The sequence below is a fragment of the Bradyrhizobium brasilense genome (assembly GCF_029714345.1).
GTDB lineage: Bacteria > Pseudomonadota > Alphaproteobacteria > Rhizobiales > Xanthobacteraceae > Bradyrhizobium > Bradyrhizobium australafricanum.
Window position 1 is genome coordinate 276,240 of sequence record NZ_CP121669.1, and the last position, 14,626, is coordinate 290,865.

General features: G+C 64.6%; 15 protein-coding genes and 1 tRNA gene. 11 read left to right on the plus strand and 5 right to left on the minus strand.

Annotation, left to right across the window (positions count from 1 at the left end; translation table 11 throughout):
* The first annotated feature begins 47 nt into the window (after nt 1-47).
* From QA635_RS01295 to QA635_RS01320, 6 genes are all read left to right on the plus strand, one after another.
* Nucleotides 48-398, plus strand: coding sequence for a hypothetical protein (locus QA635_RS01295; RefSeq protein WP_283066318.1), 351 nt, complete (start codon nt 48-50; stop codon nt 396-398).
* Nucleotides 399-410: 12 nt separating this feature from the next.
* A complete protein-coding gene (locus QA635_RS01300; RefSeq protein ID WP_283066320.1) occupies nt 411-1,217 on the plus strand; it encodes a crotonase/enoyl-CoA hydratase family protein in 807 nt (268 codons plus the stop codon).
* Nucleotides 1,214-1,636: a PaaI family thioesterase gene (locus tag QA635_RS01305; protein WP_283066322.1), complete on the plus strand. Its 423-nt coding sequence runs from the start codon at nt 1,214-1,216 to the stop codon at nt 1,634-1,636. Before QA635_RS01300 ends, QA635_RS01305 begins: the two co-directional genes overlap by 4 nt.
* A 161-nt stretch (nt 1,637-1,797) precedes the next feature.
* Nucleotides 1,798-4,332, plus strand: coding sequence for a bifunctional diguanylate cyclase/phosphodiesterase (locus QA635_RS01310; RefSeq protein WP_283066324.1), 2,535 nt, complete (start codon nt 1,798-1,800; stop codon nt 4,330-4,332).
* A 222-nt stretch (nt 4,333-4,554) separates the two neighbouring features.
* Nucleotides 4,555-4,851, plus strand: coding sequence for a PepSY domain-containing protein (locus tag QA635_RS01315; RefSeq protein ID WP_092081268.1), 297 nt, complete (start codon nt 4,555-4,557; stop codon nt 4,849-4,851).
* A gap of 10 nt (nt 4,852-4,861) precedes the next feature.
* Nucleotides 4,862-5,416 carry a cytochrome b/b6 domain-containing protein gene (locus tag QA635_RS01320; protein WP_092081270.1) on the plus strand — a complete coding sequence of 185 codons (555 nt, stop codon included), beginning with the start codon at nt 4,862-4,864 and terminating at the stop codon, nt 5,414-5,416.
* A gap of 69 nt (nt 5,417-5,485) precedes the next feature.
* Here the strand turns inward: QA635_RS01320 and QA635_RS01325 are convergent, their stop codons facing one another.
* Both QA635_RS01325 and trxA read right to left on the minus strand, forming a co-directional pair.
* Complete coding sequence (locus QA635_RS01325; RefSeq protein ID WP_283066328.1) at nt 5,486-6,160, minus strand: LON peptidase substrate-binding domain-containing protein; 675 nt, start codon at nt 6,158-6,160, stop codon at nt 5,486-5,488.
* A gap of 30 nt (nt 6,161-6,190) precedes the next feature.
* Nucleotides 6,191-7,111, minus strand: a complete 921-nt coding sequence (gene trxA, locus QA635_RS01330) for a thioredoxin (RefSeq protein ID WP_026192069.1) — start codon at nt 7,109-7,111, stop codon at nt 6,191-6,193.
* 222 nt (nt 7,112-7,333) lie between these two features.
* Between trxA and QA635_RS01335 the strand changes: the two genes are divergently transcribed.
* The 5 genes from QA635_RS01335 (at nt 7,334) to QA635_RS01355 (ending at nt 11,316) form a co-directional block, all read left to right on the plus strand.
* Complete coding sequence (locus QA635_RS01335) at nt 7,334-7,825, plus strand: SRPBCC family protein (RefSeq protein ID WP_283066332.1); 492 nt, start codon at nt 7,334-7,336, stop codon at nt 7,823-7,825.
* Between the two features lie 160 nt (nt 7,826-7,985).
* Nucleotides 7,986-8,060: transfer RNA gene (locus QA635_RS01340), tRNA-Gly, on the plus strand.
* A 301-nt stretch (nt 8,061-8,361) separates the two neighbouring features.
* Entirely contained in the window at nt 8,362-8,994 is a 633-nt protein-coding gene (locus QA635_RS01345; protein ID WP_283066334.1) for a DUF2865 domain-containing protein, read from the plus strand.
* A gap of 268 nt (nt 8,995-9,262) precedes the next feature.
* Entirely contained in the window at nt 9,263-10,540 is a 1,278-nt protein-coding gene (locus tag QA635_RS01350; RefSeq protein ID WP_283066336.1) for a PQQ-dependent sugar dehydrogenase, read from the plus strand.
* A gap of 194 nt (nt 10,541-10,734) precedes the next feature.
* On the plus strand, nt 10,735-11,316 hold the full coding sequence (locus QA635_RS01355) for a c-type cytochrome (RefSeq protein ID WP_283066338.1): 582 nt from the start codon (nt 10,735-10,737) through the stop codon (nt 11,314-11,316).
* Nucleotides 11,317-11,422: 106 nt separating this feature from the next.
* On the opposite strand, the gene panE is transcribed toward QA635_RS01355, so the two are convergent.
* From panE to QA635_RS01370, 3 genes are all read right to left on the minus strand, one after another.
* Nucleotides 11,423-12,343 carry a 2-dehydropantoate 2-reductase gene (gene panE / locus QA635_RS01360; protein ID WP_283066340.1) on the minus strand — a complete coding sequence of 307 codons (921 nt, stop codon included), beginning with the start codon at nt 12,341-12,343 and terminating at the stop codon, nt 11,423-11,425.
* 111 nt (nt 12,344-12,454) lie between these two features.
* Nucleotides 12,455-13,060 carry a 2-hydroxychromene-2-carboxylate isomerase gene (locus tag QA635_RS01365; protein WP_038382800.1) on the minus strand — a complete coding sequence of 202 codons (606 nt, stop codon included), beginning with the start codon at nt 13,058-13,060 and terminating at the stop codon, nt 12,455-12,457.
* Between the two features lie 110 nt (nt 13,061-13,170).
* Nucleotides 13,171-14,520 carry an MATE family efflux transporter gene (locus tag QA635_RS01370; RefSeq protein ID WP_425249118.1) on the minus strand — a complete coding sequence of 450 codons (1,350 nt, stop codon included), beginning with the start codon at nt 14,518-14,520 and terminating at the stop codon, nt 13,171-13,173.
* Nucleotides 14,521-14,626 lie beyond the last annotated feature (106 nt).

Here is a 14,626-nt window from a genome sequence, read left to right on the forward strand (position 1 = left end):
CCAGCGGCCGGTATCATATCCATACAGTAGTGTATGGAGGCATCGCGATGCGTGATCTTCTGCTGCAGGGCGCCGGCGTCATCGCCATTCTGGTCAGCCTGATCCATGGCGTGCTCGGCGAGACCAGGATATTCGCGCGCGCCACCGTCGAGCCGCCGCGGCTGCGGCTCTTGCTTCGCCTGGTCTATCAGGCTGGCACCGTCGCCTGGATCGGCGGCGGTGTGCTGCTGATCGCCGCGCCCGCGATGGCCTCCGATGCCGCGCGGCACTGGATCGTGGCAACGCTCGGCGTCGTGTTCGGCGTCGCGGCGCTCGCCAACGCGGTGGCGACCCGCTTCCGCCACTTCGGCTGGATGGCGATGAGCGCCGTGGTGGCGCTCGCCGCCGCCGGCTACTAGCGGGGAGAGGCCATGACGACTGATCGCATCAGCCTCAGCATCGCCGATGGCGTCGCGGACGTCAGGCTCAACCGCCCGGACAAGCTCAATGCGCTCGATCCGGCGATGTTCGCCGCGATCGCCGAAATCGGTGCGCAGCTTGCGGATAACCGCAAGCTCCGCGCCGTGGTGCTCTCGGGCGAAGGGCAGGCCTTCTGCGCAGGCCTCGACATGGAGCGTCTGGTCGCAACGACGGAGGGCGAATCCATCCTGCCCTTCGCCGATCTCGGCCGGCGGACCCACGGCATTGCCAACTTCGCGCAGCATCTGGTGTGGCTCTGGCGCGAGCTGCCGGTGCCGGTCATCGCCGCCGTTCATGGCGTTGCGTTCGGCGGCGGCTTTCAGCTGATGCTCGGTGCCGACATCAGATATCTCGCACCCGGCACGCGCCTTGCGATCATCGAGGCCAAATGGGGGTTGGTGCCCGACATGACCGGCACGCAGCTGATGTGCCATCTCGCGCGCGAGGATGTGGTCCGCGAACTCACCTACACCGCGCGCGTCTTCTCCGCGGACGATGCGCTTGGTCATGGCTTCGCCACCCGGATCGTCGAACAGCCGCGCGAGGCCGCGCTGGAGACGGCGCGCGCGATCGCGAACCGCAGCCCGGATGCGATCCGCGCCGCCAAGCGGCTGCTCAATCTTGCAGCCGATCGCGATGCGGCGACCGGACTCGCGGCCGAAACGGCCGAACAGGCGCTTCTGCTCGGCTCGCCCAATCACATCGAGGCCGTCAGGGCGAATCTCGAACGGCGGCCCCCGCAATGGAGTTTTACATGACGACTGGCCCGGGCTTCGATCTCGAACGTCTCGTTGCGACCAATGCGTCGGCGGCCTTCAATCGGCTTGCCGGCTTCGAGGTCGTCACCGCCGGCACCGGCACGGTGGAACTACGGATGCCCTGGCGCGACGATCTCACCCAATATGCGGGACATCTGCATGCCGGCGTGATCGCGGCGCTGCTCGACACCGCATGCGGCTTTGCCGCGGCGTCGATCGCAGGTTCCGTCACCGCATCGCATTTCTCGATGAATTGCCTGAAGCCCGCGCTGGGCCGCTGCTTCATCGCCAAAGGAACCACATTGCGTGCCGGACGCAGGCAGGTCTTCGCGCGCGCGGAACTTTTTGCGGAGAACGAGCAAGGTGAGACCTCGCTGGTTGCAACCGGTGAAACCGTGCTCGTTCCGCTGGCAGGCTAAGCCGCGCGGATCGCGCATGACTGTGAAATTTATGGAGCCATCAATTTCGGTGCGGAATCGGCTTACGCGCGGATAACCATGCCACTGAAAGTTGCAGAATATTATCGAGAAGACAATTCAATCAGCCTAGCCTGTGCGTACGGACAACCATGGACCGACGCATGTTTCGTGTTCTTACGTGCCTTTCAGGTGAGCATGACTGGCGGCTCGTTCTGCTCGCCGGACTGGTCTGCTTCGTTGCCAGTATTGTGGCCGTCAATATTTTTCATCGCGCAATTGCATCGCAGGCGAGGACGCGGCTGATCTGGATTGCGATCGCGGGAGCCGCGATCGGCTACGGCATCTGGGCAACGCATTTCATCGCCATGCTGGCCTATGAGCCGGGAATCCCGACCGGCTACGGTATCGTCCTCACCGCGCTGTCGCTCGCCGCGGCGATGATGCTGACATCCGGCGGCCTCGGCCTTGCCGCCAGTGACTCCAGCCGCTGGCGCGCGCCGGTCGGCGGCGCCGTGATCGGAGCCGGCATCGCCAGCATGCACTATCTCGGGATGTGGGCGCTGGAGGTGCCGGGCCACGTGGTCTGGTCGCTCGATCTCGTGGCGGCCTCCGTCGTGCTCGGCATGCTGTTCGGCTACGCCGCGCTGGCGATCGCGGTCCGCCGTCAGGACCGCTGGATGTCGCTCGTCGCGGCGCTGCTGCTGACGCTTGCGATCGTGTCGCATCATTTCACCGCGATGGGCGCGGTCGAGATCGTTCCGGATCCGTTGCTGGCTCCGGCGGCCCTGTCGCTCTCGCCTGCCTTCCTCGCCATCGTGATCGCCGGTGTGGCGCTGTCGGTGCTCGGGATGAGCCTGGTCGGCGTGCTCGCGGATCGCCGGCTGGCGCTTCGCACCCGCCGCTTCGAGGAGATCATCAGCCAGCTTTCGCTGGCGCGACAGCAGGTCGAGGCGTCGCAGAAGGAGCTGGAGGAGCAGAGGTTCCGGCTGGATACCGCGATCAACCACATGGGCGAGGGCCTCTGCATGTTCGATGCGGAGAAGCGCCTCGTCGTTTGCAATGATCGCTACGCCAAAATGTACCGGCTGCCGCCGGAACTGCTGCAGCCCGGCACGGCCCATCGCGAGATCATCAGGCATCGCATCGCCAACGGCATTCTCAAGGGCGAGACCAGCGACAGCGCCGCGACGCAGGTGCTCGCGACACTGAACGCGCTCCCGGCCGGCGAGATCAACAGCCGGGTCGACGAGCTCGCCGACGGTCGGCTGATCTGCGTGACGCGGCAGCCGATGCCCGGCGGCGGCTGGGTGGCGACGCATCGCGATGTCACCGAGCAGCGGCGCTCCGAGGCCAAGATCACCTATATGGCGCAGCACGACGCGCTGACCGATCTGCCGAATCGCGTGCTGCTCAAGGAATGGATGGAGCGCGCGCTCTCCGGTGCGAGGTGCGGCGGACCGAGTCTTGCGGTGCTGATGCTCGATCTCGACCGCTTCAAGGACGTCAACGACACGCTCGGGCATCCGGCGGGCGACGCGCTGCTGAAGTCGGTGGCCGCGCGCTTGCGCAGATCCGTCAGCGATACGACGCTGGTCGCGCGGCTCGGCGGCGACGAGTTCGCGGTGATCGACCATGTCAGCGATCCGGTCACGGAAGCGGGCCTGCTCGCCGAGAAGATCAGGAAGGCGCTCAGCGAGCCGATCGATCTCGGGGATCATCGGGTGACCACCACGACCAGCATCGGCATTGCGATCGCACCGCGCGACGGCACCGATTCGGACGAGGTGCTGCGCAGCGCCGATCTCGCGCTTTACTCGGCCAAGAGCGGCGGGCGCGGCTCGTTCCGCTTCTTCGAGCCGGAGCTCGATCGGCTGCTGCAGGCCCGCCGCAGCCTCGAGCGCGACATGCGCAGTGCGCTCGCCAACGGCGAGTTCGAGCTGCACTATCAGCCGTTCATCCACGTCGCGAGCGGGGAGACCTGCGGCTTCGAGGCGCTGCTCCGCTGGCACCATCCGCAACGCGGTATGGTATCGCCGGCGCAGTTCATTCCGCTGGCGGAAGAGACCGGCCTGATCGTGCCGCTGGGGGAATGGGTGCTGCGCACCGCCTGTGCGGAAGCCGCCAAATGGCCCGACAACCTCAAGATCGCGATCAACCTGTCGCCCGTGCAGTTCAGGAGTCCGGAATTGGTCCCGGTGATCGTGCACGCGCTGGCGAGTGCGGGAATTTCGCCGGAGCGCCTCGAGCTCGAGGTCACCGAAACGGCCATCATTCAGGACAGCGAAGCGGTGTTTACCGCGCTCAGCCAACTGCACGATCTCGGGGTGCGGATCGCGCTCGACGACTTCGGCACCGGCTACTCGTCGCTGAGCTTTCTGCAGAAGTTTCCGTTCGACAAGGTCAAGATCGACCGCAGCTTCGTGTCCGAGCTCTCGGGCGCGACCGACGAGTCGCGCCGGATCGCGCGCGCGATCGTGCGCTTTGCCGTCAGCCTCGGCAAGACAACGACAGCCGAAGGCGTCGAAACCAGGGAGCAGCTCGACATCCTCCGCGCCGATGCCTGCGTGGAAGTGCAGGGCTTCCATTTCAGCCCGCCGGTGCAGAGCGAGAAGGTCGCGCAGATGATCGGCGGGCGAGCCCCGGCAGCGGCCGAACGGCCTGCGGTTCGTCTCGCAATGGCGGGTGCCGCATCCTGATCGATGGGCTGCGCCGGGCGGCCCCGATACGCATGAGGCGTAAGGCCGCAGCGCGCCGTCAAAACCGAACTGCGCGTGGAGCGCAAAGCGGTTTTCGCGACCGTTAGAATTCCTCTAAAGCCAGCCTCCGCGGCGCTTCCTTGACTTGGCAATCGCCTCAGCATTCTTCACGCATGTGCCCTGCGCGAAGGCGTTGTGGGTATGATTGTCAACGGAGGGGATATGCGCGTGAGAGTGATTTCGAGTGCTGCGCTTGCAGCATGCGTCCTTGGGAGCGTTCTTGGGCTGACCGGATCGGCGGCGTTCGCCGACGGCTACAAGAATTGCACCAAGCTCGACAAGGCGTCGTGGAAGCCGGCAAGCGAAGCCGAAGCCAAGGCCAAGGCGCTCGGCTATGAGGTGCGCCGGTCGAAAATCGAGGGCTCCTGCTACGAGGTGTACGGCGTCAAGGAAGGCAAGCTCTACGAGCTGTTCTACAGCCCGGAAGATCTCAGCCTGAAGCACACCATCGCGAAGTGAAGCAGGCGCGATGACGGAGGCGGCGCCGGGCGCCCGCGGCGCGACCAGCGTGCAGGTCTGGGACCTGCCGCTGCGGCTGTGGCACTGGGCGCTCGCCATCCTCGTTCTGATCGCCTGGGTGACGCCGAGCGCCTATGACCGGCTGCACCGGCTGGCGGGTTATTCGGTGATCGGGCTGCTGGCGTTCCGGCTGATCTGGGGCTTTGCCGGCACGCGCTACGCGCGTTTCGGCAGGCTCGGCGTCCGCCTGCGCGCCGCGCCGCGCTACATCTGGAATCTCCGCCGCGGCATCACCGGGCGCTATATCGGGCTCAATCCGGCGGGCACCGTGATGCTGGTGGCGCTGCTGTTCCTGCTTGCGATCTCGACAATCACGGGCGCGATGGAGGTCACCGTGACCTTCTTCGGTGTCTGGTGGGTCGAGGACACCCACGCCTATGCCTCGGATGCGGTCATCATCCTTGTCGCCCTGCACGTGCTCGGCGTCATCGTGGTCGGCTTGCTGCAGCGTCAGAATCTGGTGCGCGCAATGTTCACCGGCCGCAAGCAACTGCGCAATCGCTGATGGGCGGGGAGCTTTTTGGCTTGAAGCGTTTTCTTCACGCGAGCCGGTCGCCGCTTCGCTCGAAAGCGCCTACTGCACCGGCGGGTCGCCCGAGGTGCGCTTCTTTGCGAGGTCCATCTCGGTAACCGCGATCAGGATCTCGGCGCGGGTCTTCAGGTCCGGCGCCTCGAGCATCGCCTGCTTCTCGGCCGGACCATAGGGCGACATCATCGCCAGCGCATTGACCAGCGCCTCGTTGGGCGCGGACTCGATACCTTCCCAGTCGACCTTCAGATTGTTGGCTTCGAGGAAATCGGCCAGCACTTCGAGCAGCGCCTTGCGGTCGACGGCCTCCTCACCCTTGCGCGCGGTGAAGTCGCCGACGAAGGAGAAGAAGTCGACCTTGCACTGCCGGTACTGCGTCTGCACGGTGAGCTCCTCGACCACCTTGAAGCGCGCGACGCCGGTCAGTTCGAGGATGTAGCGGCCGTCGCCGGATTCGGCGAGCTGGGTGATGCGGCCGACGCAGCCGATCCGGAACAGGACCGGCTTCGCCTCTTTCTGCGAATGCGTCACGTCGGGCTGGATCATGCCGATCAGGCGATGGCCGTCGCGCAGCGCGTCGTCGATCATCGCGAGATATCGCGGCTCGAAGATGTTGAGCGGCATCTGGCCGCGCGGCAGCAGCAACGCGCCGGGCAGCGGGAACACCGGAATCACCTCCGGGAGCTCGCCGGGTCCGCGATATTCGGCATTGATCGGCATCTGCGGTCCCGCTGCTGTGACGGGCGTGCTTTACGAGAACAGGATGGTCGACAACCGCTTGCGCCCCTCGACGGTTGCTTCATCGGTGCCGCCCCACGCCTCAAAGAACTGCACCAGCTGCTTGCGCGCGCCGTCGTCGTTCCACTTGCGGTCACGCCTGACGATGGCGAGCAATTGCTCGGTCGCTTCCGTGCGCTTGCCCATCGCATTGAGCGCGGTGGCGAGATCGAATCGGGCCTGATGATCGAGCGGGTTTGCGGCGACTTTCTGTTCCAGCTCCGCGACCGGGCCGACCGCTTCCGCCTGTTCGGCGAGATCGATCGCCGCCTGCACCGCCTTCACCGCGGCGTCGTTGCGCTTGGATTCCGGAACCATCGCCAGCGTCTGCTTGGCCTGCTCCATCGCACCTGACGTGACGTAGCACTTGGCGAGGCCGGCGAGCGCCGCGATGTTGGTGGCGTCGTGCGCCAGCACCTCGGCATAGATCTGCGCGGCCTGGGCGGCGTCGCCCTCGGCAAGCACGGCGTCGGCCTCGGCCAGGATCTCGGTGAGATTGGGCTCGCCGGCGGCCGGCACGCCCTTGGTGATCTTCTCGATGAAGGCGTTGACCTGGCTCTCCGGCACCGCGCCCATGAAGCCGTCGGCGGGCTGTCCGCCCACGAAGGCGATCACGGCCGGGATCGACTGGATGCCCATCTGGCCGGGGATCTGCGGATGCTCGTCGATGTTCATCTTGACCAGCTTGACCCGGCCCTTGGCGTTACGAACCGCCTTTTCCAGGATCGGCGTGAGCTGGCGGCAGGGACCGCACCACGGCGCCCAGAAGTCGATCATGACCGGCTGACGGCGCGATTCCTCGATGACGTCCTTGACGAAGGTCTGGGTCGTCGTCTCCTTGATCAGATCGGGCGCTGCCTCGGGCGTGGGGCCGCCCTGCTCCATTATCGTCACGTTGTCCTCGCCTGCTTCTGAGGTCGGAAATCCGGTGGGCGTTCTAGCACGCCCGGAACGGCACGTTCAGCCGTTCTGTCAGCTAGAGCATGATCCCGGAAAAGTGGGAACCGGTTTCCGGGATCATGCTCCGTAAATGGCAGTCAGCCGGCAAAATTCAATCGCTTGGCCGCCTGTCCCGTTCCATCGGAGATCGGGTGGGTTGGTGCCGCGGAACGGCCGATGATGGCGATCCGTCATGACAGCAGGGGAGCGCCCGTGGCAAAGGCCTATTACAGCACGGTGTTCGAGCAGCCGGCCGGCGAGGTCTGGAAAATCATCCGCGATTTCAACAATTACCCGGTCTGGGTCCATGGCGCGGGGACGAGCGAGATCGAGGACGGCAAATCCGGCGATACCGTCGGGGCCGTGCGCAATGTGCTGTACCGGGAGCGGCGGATCCGGCAGCGGCTGCTCGCGCAGTCTGACGTCGAACGCATCCAGACCTACGAATTTGTCGATACCCCGACCCTGCCGGTGACGGATTTCAGCGCGACCCTGCAGGTAACCCCGGTGATCGACGGCGACCGGGCCTTTATCGAATGGTGGGCCGTGTTCGATTGCGACCCGACCCGCCGCGTCGAGCTGACGCAGACACTGACCGGCTGGTTCGAGACCTGGCTCGAATCGCTCCGGGACGAGATGGCCCTGAGGTCGGTTCCGGCGGAAATCTAAAAAGAAATCGGCGGCGCAGCCGGTTTCGGCCGATTCGGGGTCAATTTTTAGAGAAACCGTGCGATTTCGTGAGGTTCGGACCGCGCTCTTGTGTTGCATTCACAGACAGCTTTTGGCATAGGTCTGCCGTTGCCGGCGAGCGATCGCCGCCATTTCGGATGCGGGTGTAGCTCAGTGGTAGAGCACGACCTTGCCAAGGTCGGGGTCGAGGGTTCGAGCCCCTTCGCCCGCTCCAAAACTTCTCGCTGACCGAGCTGACAGTCTGATGAAGGCCCGCTGATGAGGCCAGCCCGTTGGCGCGGGCTTTTTGCTGTCCGGCCCAAGGCCGCATCTCCAGGCCGCGATTGCGAGGTCAAGATGCCGCGGCCCGCCGTGGCGGTTTCCGGCTTTTGTTAACCGGCAAACGTTGCATTCTCAAAACTGATAGAAATCTGTGGTTGTGTTGGTGTTGGAATGGTTGCCGCCGGTTTTGCCGGGCGGCAAGCGCGTGAACGATGTCGATCTGTTGGAAGCCGGCTCCCGGGTTAAATCGCCGCTTGGCTCGCGCAAACGTCGCTGCGCTGGTCGTGCTGGTCGGCGCGTGGACATGTTCGGGCGCATCAGCGCAGCAATTGCCGAGCGACTCGGCGTATGCCCCGGCGCTCAGCTTCTCTCCCATGCCTGGCTTTGGGCCGGCGCCTGACTTCGAGCCGGCCGAACGGCCGCGAGCGCGGGTCTACATCACGGCGCGGTCGCACCGGGGCGGCCAGCAAAATTTCTGCGTCAGGACCTGCGACGGCCGCTTCTTTCCGTTGCCGCGCGTCAGCGAGACGGCGGACGTCAAGGCATGCGAGGCGGCCTGTCCCGCTGCCGAGGTGAAGCTGTACTCCGGCTCCGATATCGACAGCGCCAGAACCGAAGCGGGCGACACCTACAAGGCGCTCGCCAATGCATTCCGCTTCCAGCGCGAGATGGTGCCGCAATGCTCCTGCAGCGCCGGCGCGTCCACCGGCCTGTCGCCGATTGCGATCGAGGACGACATGACGCTTCGGACCGGCGACATCATCGCCGCCGATGACGGCTTCAAGATCGCGGCGATCACGAGCGGGCAGCGGCGCAGCGTGTTGTTCAGGCCGCTGTCGAAGGCCAAGGCGCAGGCGCTCGGTCTGGCGCGCCTGTCGTCGCGATAGAGGCGATCACGAGCGTTAGCTTCATTCGAATATCACGCTGCGGTGCAGAATGCCTTGTTATCAGGCAGACTGCTCAGGAAAATTTCGTCTCAAATATCGTCTCAACTAGTTTTGACGCAGCGCACACAGCTCCACGCGCTTTTCAGCCTCGATGAATGTGCTACCATTTTGCCGTCTGACCTACCTCACAGACCGCCACCATCATCTCTCAGGGCGTTCAAAATCAATAACAGGCAAGCTGCAACGGCTTGCGTAGGGGAGTGACGCGATGAAATCCGCTTTCAATCGATCAATACTTGCGTTCGCGGCGATCGCGCTGCTGGCGGGGACGACCTTCGCCAGTGCGCAGCAACAGACAGACAAGAATCGTGCGCTGAAGAAGTACGAATCGGGCACCAAGGAATTCTGGACCCATCCGCCGGACGACTGGTTCCTCGGCGACGAGACCGAAGCGCAGAAGGGCCTTGCCCCGCCGTCGGGTCCGCCGACCGGCGCGTCCGATTCCGAGCTCGCGGCGATGATGAAGAAGATCAAGCTGCCGCCGGGCTTCAAGATCGAGGTCTATGCCTCGAACGTGCTCGCGGCGCGGCAGATGGCCTGGGGCGACAAGGGCACGCTGTTCGTCGGCTCGTTCGGGCTCGGCAACGTCTATGCGATCAAGGACAACAACGGCAAGAAAGAGGTCAAGACCATCCTCAAGGGCCTCAACATGCCGACCGGCCTCGCCTTCCGCGACGGCGCGCTCTACGTCATCGCGGTCGACAAGCTGATCAAGTACGACAACGCCGAAGCCAATCTCGACAATCTCGGCAGCGGCAAGGTAGTGTATGACGACATGCCGTCCTACGCGGCGCATGGCTGGAAATACATTGCCGTCGACAAGGAAGGCTGGTTCTACATTCCGTTCGGACCGCCCTTCAACATCGGCATCCCGCCGACCTCGGTGTCGCAGATCCGCCGCGTCGATCCGAAGACCGGCAACGCGGAAATCTGGGCGCTTGGCGTGCGCAACTCGGTCGGCGGCGACGTCGATCCGCGCACCGGCAAGTACTGGTTCACCGAGAATGCCCGCGACTGGATCAGCGACGATCTGCCGAGCGACAAGCTCAACATGATCTCGAAGATCGGCGAGCACTTCGGCTATCCCTACTGCCACCAGGGCAACCTGCCGGACACCAAGTTCGCGATGGGTCACAAGTGCTCGGAGTTCACCCCGCCGGTCTACAATCTCGGTGCGCACGTCGCGCCGCTCGGCATGAAGTTCTATACCGGCAGCCAATTCCCGGCCGAGTACAAGAACAGCATCCTGATCGCCGAGCACGGCTCCTGGAACCGGCATAAGTACCAGGGCGGCCGCATCGTAAAGATCACCGCGAGCCCTGACGGCAAGAACGCCAAGCAGGAGATCTTCGCCGACGGCTGGATCCAGGGTGACCAGGGGTATCTCGGCCGTCCCGCCGACATCCTGCTCGACAAGGATGGCTCCATCCTCGTCGCCGACGACTGGGCCGGTGCGATCTATCGCATCAGCTACAGCAAGAAGTAACGGTTGAAACAATGCGGGGCTGCGGTGGCCGATCAGGCACCCGCAGCCCCGTTTACGTGGTTCGGCAAGCCCAACGACGGAACAGACTCGTCATGCCCGGACTTGATCCGGGCATCCATCCAAACAAAAACCCTTCTGCAAGCCAGATGGATTGCCGGGCCAAGCCCGGCAATGACCCGTGGAGAAAACTGGCAATGCGTCTTGCGTCCTTTGCAATCCTGTTCGCGGCGGTGATCGCAGTTGCGTCATCCGCCAATGCCGCCGATGTCGCCGCCGGCAAGGCGAAGGCCGAAATCTGCGCCGCTTGTCACGGCGACAACGGCATCTCGCAGACCGAGAACATTCCCTCGCTCGCCGGCCAGCTCGACCAGTACGTTCAATGGCAGCTGGTGTTCTTCCGCGCCGGCGCGCGCAAGAACGAGCAGATGCAGCCGATCGTCGAGCAGCTCAACAACGACGACATCCGAAATCTCGGCGCCTATTTCGCGTCGCTGACGCCGTTCAAGGGCGGCAAGGACGACAATCCGGACTTGTCCGAAAAGGGCAAGCAGGCCGCCGCCGGCCGCCGCTGCGCCTCATGCCATGGCGATACGTTTGCCGGCACCAAGGCGGTGGCCCGCATTGCCGGCCAGCGCGAGGAATATCTCGTCAAGGCGCTGCACGATTACAAGTCGGGCCAGCGCTCCGGCGGCGCCCAGGCCGCGATGGCCGATGTTGCCTATCCGCTGAGCGACGAAGAGATCACCGCGCTCGCGCATTATCTGGCGCATTTGTAGGTACGAAAAATGTGCGTAGCCCGGATGGAGCGCAGCGCAATCCGGGGCGCTCTATCTGCCGCGAGATGATTCCCGGATTTCGCTCCGCTCCATCCGGGCTACAAGATCACCCAGCCCGCTGCTTCTCATACGCCTTGAGATGCGTGTAGGCCGCGCGCAGCTTCGGCACCGGGATCTTGGCGGCGTCGGCGCGCACGATCAGGTCGCCGATCACGTGATCGGCCTCGACCGGCAGCCCCGCCTTGATGTCGCGGAACATCGATGCGGTCATCGGCGAGCCCTCGGTGGTCAGGAGCCCGCGGGTGCGCTGGAAGAACGGGCCGCCCGGGCCATGGCCGGCGTCGGCGGCGATCGCGCTGCATTCGTCGAGGATGCCGAGCAGGAAATCCTTGCCGCCGGGCGCGGCCAGGATGTTGCCGACCGAGGTCCGCATCAGGCTGGTGGAAGCGGCGAGCGAGGCCAGGAACACCCACTTCTCCCACATGTCCTGCATCACATGCTCGCTGGCGTTGGCGCCGTTGATCGCCGAGAAGGTTTCAGCGATCGCGCGCACCCGGTCCGACAGGCCGCCGGCGCGCTCGCCGAAGCCGAGCGACTGCATCGGCTGCAGCTGCACCACCTCGCGCTTCTCGTTCAGCGTCGCCGCGATCGCGCACAGACCGCCGAGCACATGCTGGGCGCCGAACGTCTTGTCGAGCGCATCGAGGTGCAGCATGCCGTTGAGCAGCGGGATGATCGCGGTCTTGTCGCCAACGGCGGGCGCAAACGACTTGATCGCATCCTCGAGATCGAACGCCTTGCAGCTCAACAGCACGACGTCGAACTTGTCCGATAGCTTGTCGGCCCGCACGGTCGGCGGGTTGTTCAGCGTGACATCGCCGTTCGGGCTCTTGATCACGAGCCCGGCGGAGGCGAGCTCGGAAGCGCGGCGAGGGCGCACCAGGAAAGTGACGTCGCGGCCGGCCTGAAGCATCCGGCCACCGAAATAACCGCCGATCGCACCGGCGCCGACCACGAGAACGCGCATGGGAATTTGTCCTTCTTTGTTGTTGCCCGAGGAGGCGAGCGAATAGGGAGTGGCGAATAGATAAGGATACTGTTCGACTATTCGCTACTCGCTATTGGGCATTCGCTCATCTCACTTTCCCGATACCATTTCCTCGACTTCGCGCAGCTGCTCCTTGCCGAAGAAGATCTCGTTGCCGACGAAAAAGGTAGGCGAGCCGAACGCGCCGCGCTCGACGGCGGATGAGGTATATTCGATCAGCTTGGCCTTCACATCGGCGTCCTGTGCGCGGGCGAACAGTTTTGCGGCGTCAAGGCCGGAGGAGGCGATGGCTTTACCGGCGACCTCAGGATCGTCCATCTTCTTGGGCTCGACCCACATGTGGTGGAAGGCGGCCTCGATATACTTCTCGAACACGCCCTCAAACTGGGCGGCGACCGCGGCGCGCATCAGGTTCAGCGTATTGACCGGGAAAAACGGGTTCCAGGTGTAGGGCTTGACGTTGAAGCGCTTGAGAAAGCGTTCGGTCTCGATCTTCTGAAACTCCGGCTTGTTCTTGACGCCCGCTAGCGTCTCGGCCGGCGACTTGTTGTTGGTGGCCTTGAAGATGCCGCCGAGCAGGATCGGGACATATTCGAACTTGACGCCGGTGCGCTTTTCGATCGCCGGGATCGCTTCATGGCTGAGAAAAGCGTTGGGGCTGCCGAAATCGAACAGGAATTGCGGATTTTGGCTCACGGCGGTCTCTCCCTCGGCTCGTCTCGTTTGGACTTGTTTAGCATGGACCTGCTGTCGCAGGCGCCATCAGTAGAATATGATAGTCATCATGTGAGCCGCGGCGCACGATGTCAAATCAGCCGCTTGATGGTCTGCTTGCGCCATACCAGGGCGTAATAGGCCATCTGCAGCACGAACATGGTTGCGAAGGTGACGGGATAGGCGATCCAGATGCCGCTGACGCCGATGGAGCGGCTGAGTAGGATCGCGACCGGCACCTCGACCACCGCGATCGCCAGCGTCGAGAGCAACAGCGGCATCCACACCGTGCCGCCGGCGCGCATCGCGCCCGAAAACACCGTCGCCATGCCGAACAGCACCATGCTCCACAGCACGATGTACAACAGCTGCTGCGCCAGCCCGAGCACGGCATTGTCGACGATGAAGAAGCCCATCAGCGGCCGCGCGAAGAGATAGCCGAGCACGACCAGCCCGCCGGTCAGCGCGAGATTCATCTCGATCCCGGTCCGGACGATGGCGCCGACCCGGGCGGAATCGCCGCGGCCGATCGCCTGCGCGCCGAAGATCGACACCGATATTGCGATCGAGATCGCCGGAAACTGCACATAGCCGATCACCTGGTTGACCGCGCCATAGGCCGCGGTGGCGTCCGAGCCGAAGCCGTTGACGAGGCCGAGCAGCACCAGTTCGGCGAGCGAGACCACCACCATGCCGATCGCGGTCGGAATGCCGAGCCGCAGCACGATGCGCAGCAGCGCGCCGTTCGGCCGCATCGCGCGCAGGAACGCGGCGTCGAAGGCCAGTGCATGCCGGTGCCGCAGCATATGGACATGCAGCCACAGCAGCGTGACCACGCCCGAGACCGCGGAGGCGATGGCAGCGCTGGCGACGCCGAGCATCGGCAGGCCGAGCCAGCCGCGGATCAGCGCCGGCGTCACCACCAGGCCGATGGCGGTCGAGACCGTCAGCGCGACCAGCGGTGTCACGGTGTCGCCGACGCCGCGCATCATCGCCGTCAGCAGCAGGAATGCGAAGGTTATGGGCATCGCGATCATCATGATCCGCGCATAAGCCACCGCGGCGTCGAGGACGTCGGATGGCGTCGCGAGCGCGATCAAGAGCGGGCGGGCGAACAGGCCGCCGAGGACTGCGATCGCCAGCGCGAGCAGCAGCGTCACGGTCATGGTGGTCCCGGCGACCGCCTTCACCCGGTCGGGCTCGCCGGCGCCCCACGCCTGGCCGATCATGACCGAGGCACCGGCGCTCAGGCCGATCACGAAGGAAATGAAGAAGAACATCACCGGAAAGAACACCGAGACCGCGGCGAGCGCGTCGACGCCGATCATCTGGCCGAGATAGACGCCGTTGATGGTGCCGAACAGCGACTGCAGCACGTTGCTGAGCAGCATCGGCGCGAGGAAGGCGAGGAAGGCTTTGCGCAGGGAGGGAGGGTTGGACACGTTCAACTTCCAGAAATTGCGACGTCAGGGACGGCGGACCGGGGGCTGCGGTTCAGTTCGATCAGAACCGAATCGCCGGTAGGCCGGGCCGCCATCCATGTCACTC

Excerpts from the sequence above, each read along its gene's own strand:
- QA635_RS01300 (WP_283066320.1), top strand. The coding sequence starts at position 411 with ATGACGACTGATCGCATCAGCCTCAGCATCGCCGATGGCGTCGCGGAC.
- QA635_RS01305 (WP_283066322.1), top strand. The coding sequence starts at position 1,214 with ATGACGACTGGCCCGGGCTTCGATCTCGAACGTCTCGTTGCGACCAAT.
- QA635_RS01355 (WP_283066338.1), top strand. The coding sequence starts at position 10,735 with ATGCGTCTTGCGTCCTTTGCAATCCTGTTCGCGGCGGTGATCGCAGTT.
- QA635_RS01315 (WP_092081268.1), top strand. The coding sequence starts at position 4,555 with ATGCGCGTGAGAGTGATTTCGAGTGCTGCGCTTGCAGCATGCGTCCTT.
- QA635_RS01295 (WP_283066318.1), top strand. The coding sequence starts at position 48 with ATGCGTGATCTTCTGCTGCAGGGCGCCGGCGTCATCGCCATTCTGGTC.
- QA635_RS01350 (WP_283066336.1), top strand. The coding sequence starts at position 9,263 with ATGAAATCCGCTTTCAATCGATCAATACTTGCGTTCGCGGCGATCGCG.
- QA635_RS01335 (WP_283066332.1), top strand. The coding sequence starts at position 7,334 with ATGATGGCGATCCGTCATGACAGCAGGGGAGCGCCCGTGGCAAAGGCC.
- QA635_RS01320 (WP_092081270.1), top strand. The coding sequence starts at position 4,862 with ATGACGGAGGCGGCGCCGGGCGCCCGCGGCGCGACCAGCGTGCAGGTC.
- QA635_RS01325 (WP_283066328.1), bottom strand. The coding sequence starts at position 6,160 with ATGCCGATCAATGCCGAATATCGCGGACCCGGCGAGCTCCCGGAGGTG.
- panE (WP_283066340.1), bottom strand. The coding sequence starts at position 12,343 with ATGCGCGTTCTCGTGGTCGGCGCCGGTGCGATCGGCGGTTATTTCGGT.
- QA635_RS01310 (WP_283066324.1), top strand. The coding sequence starts at position 1,798 with ATGTTTCGTGTTCTTACGTGCCTTTCAGGTGAGCATGACTGGCGGCTC.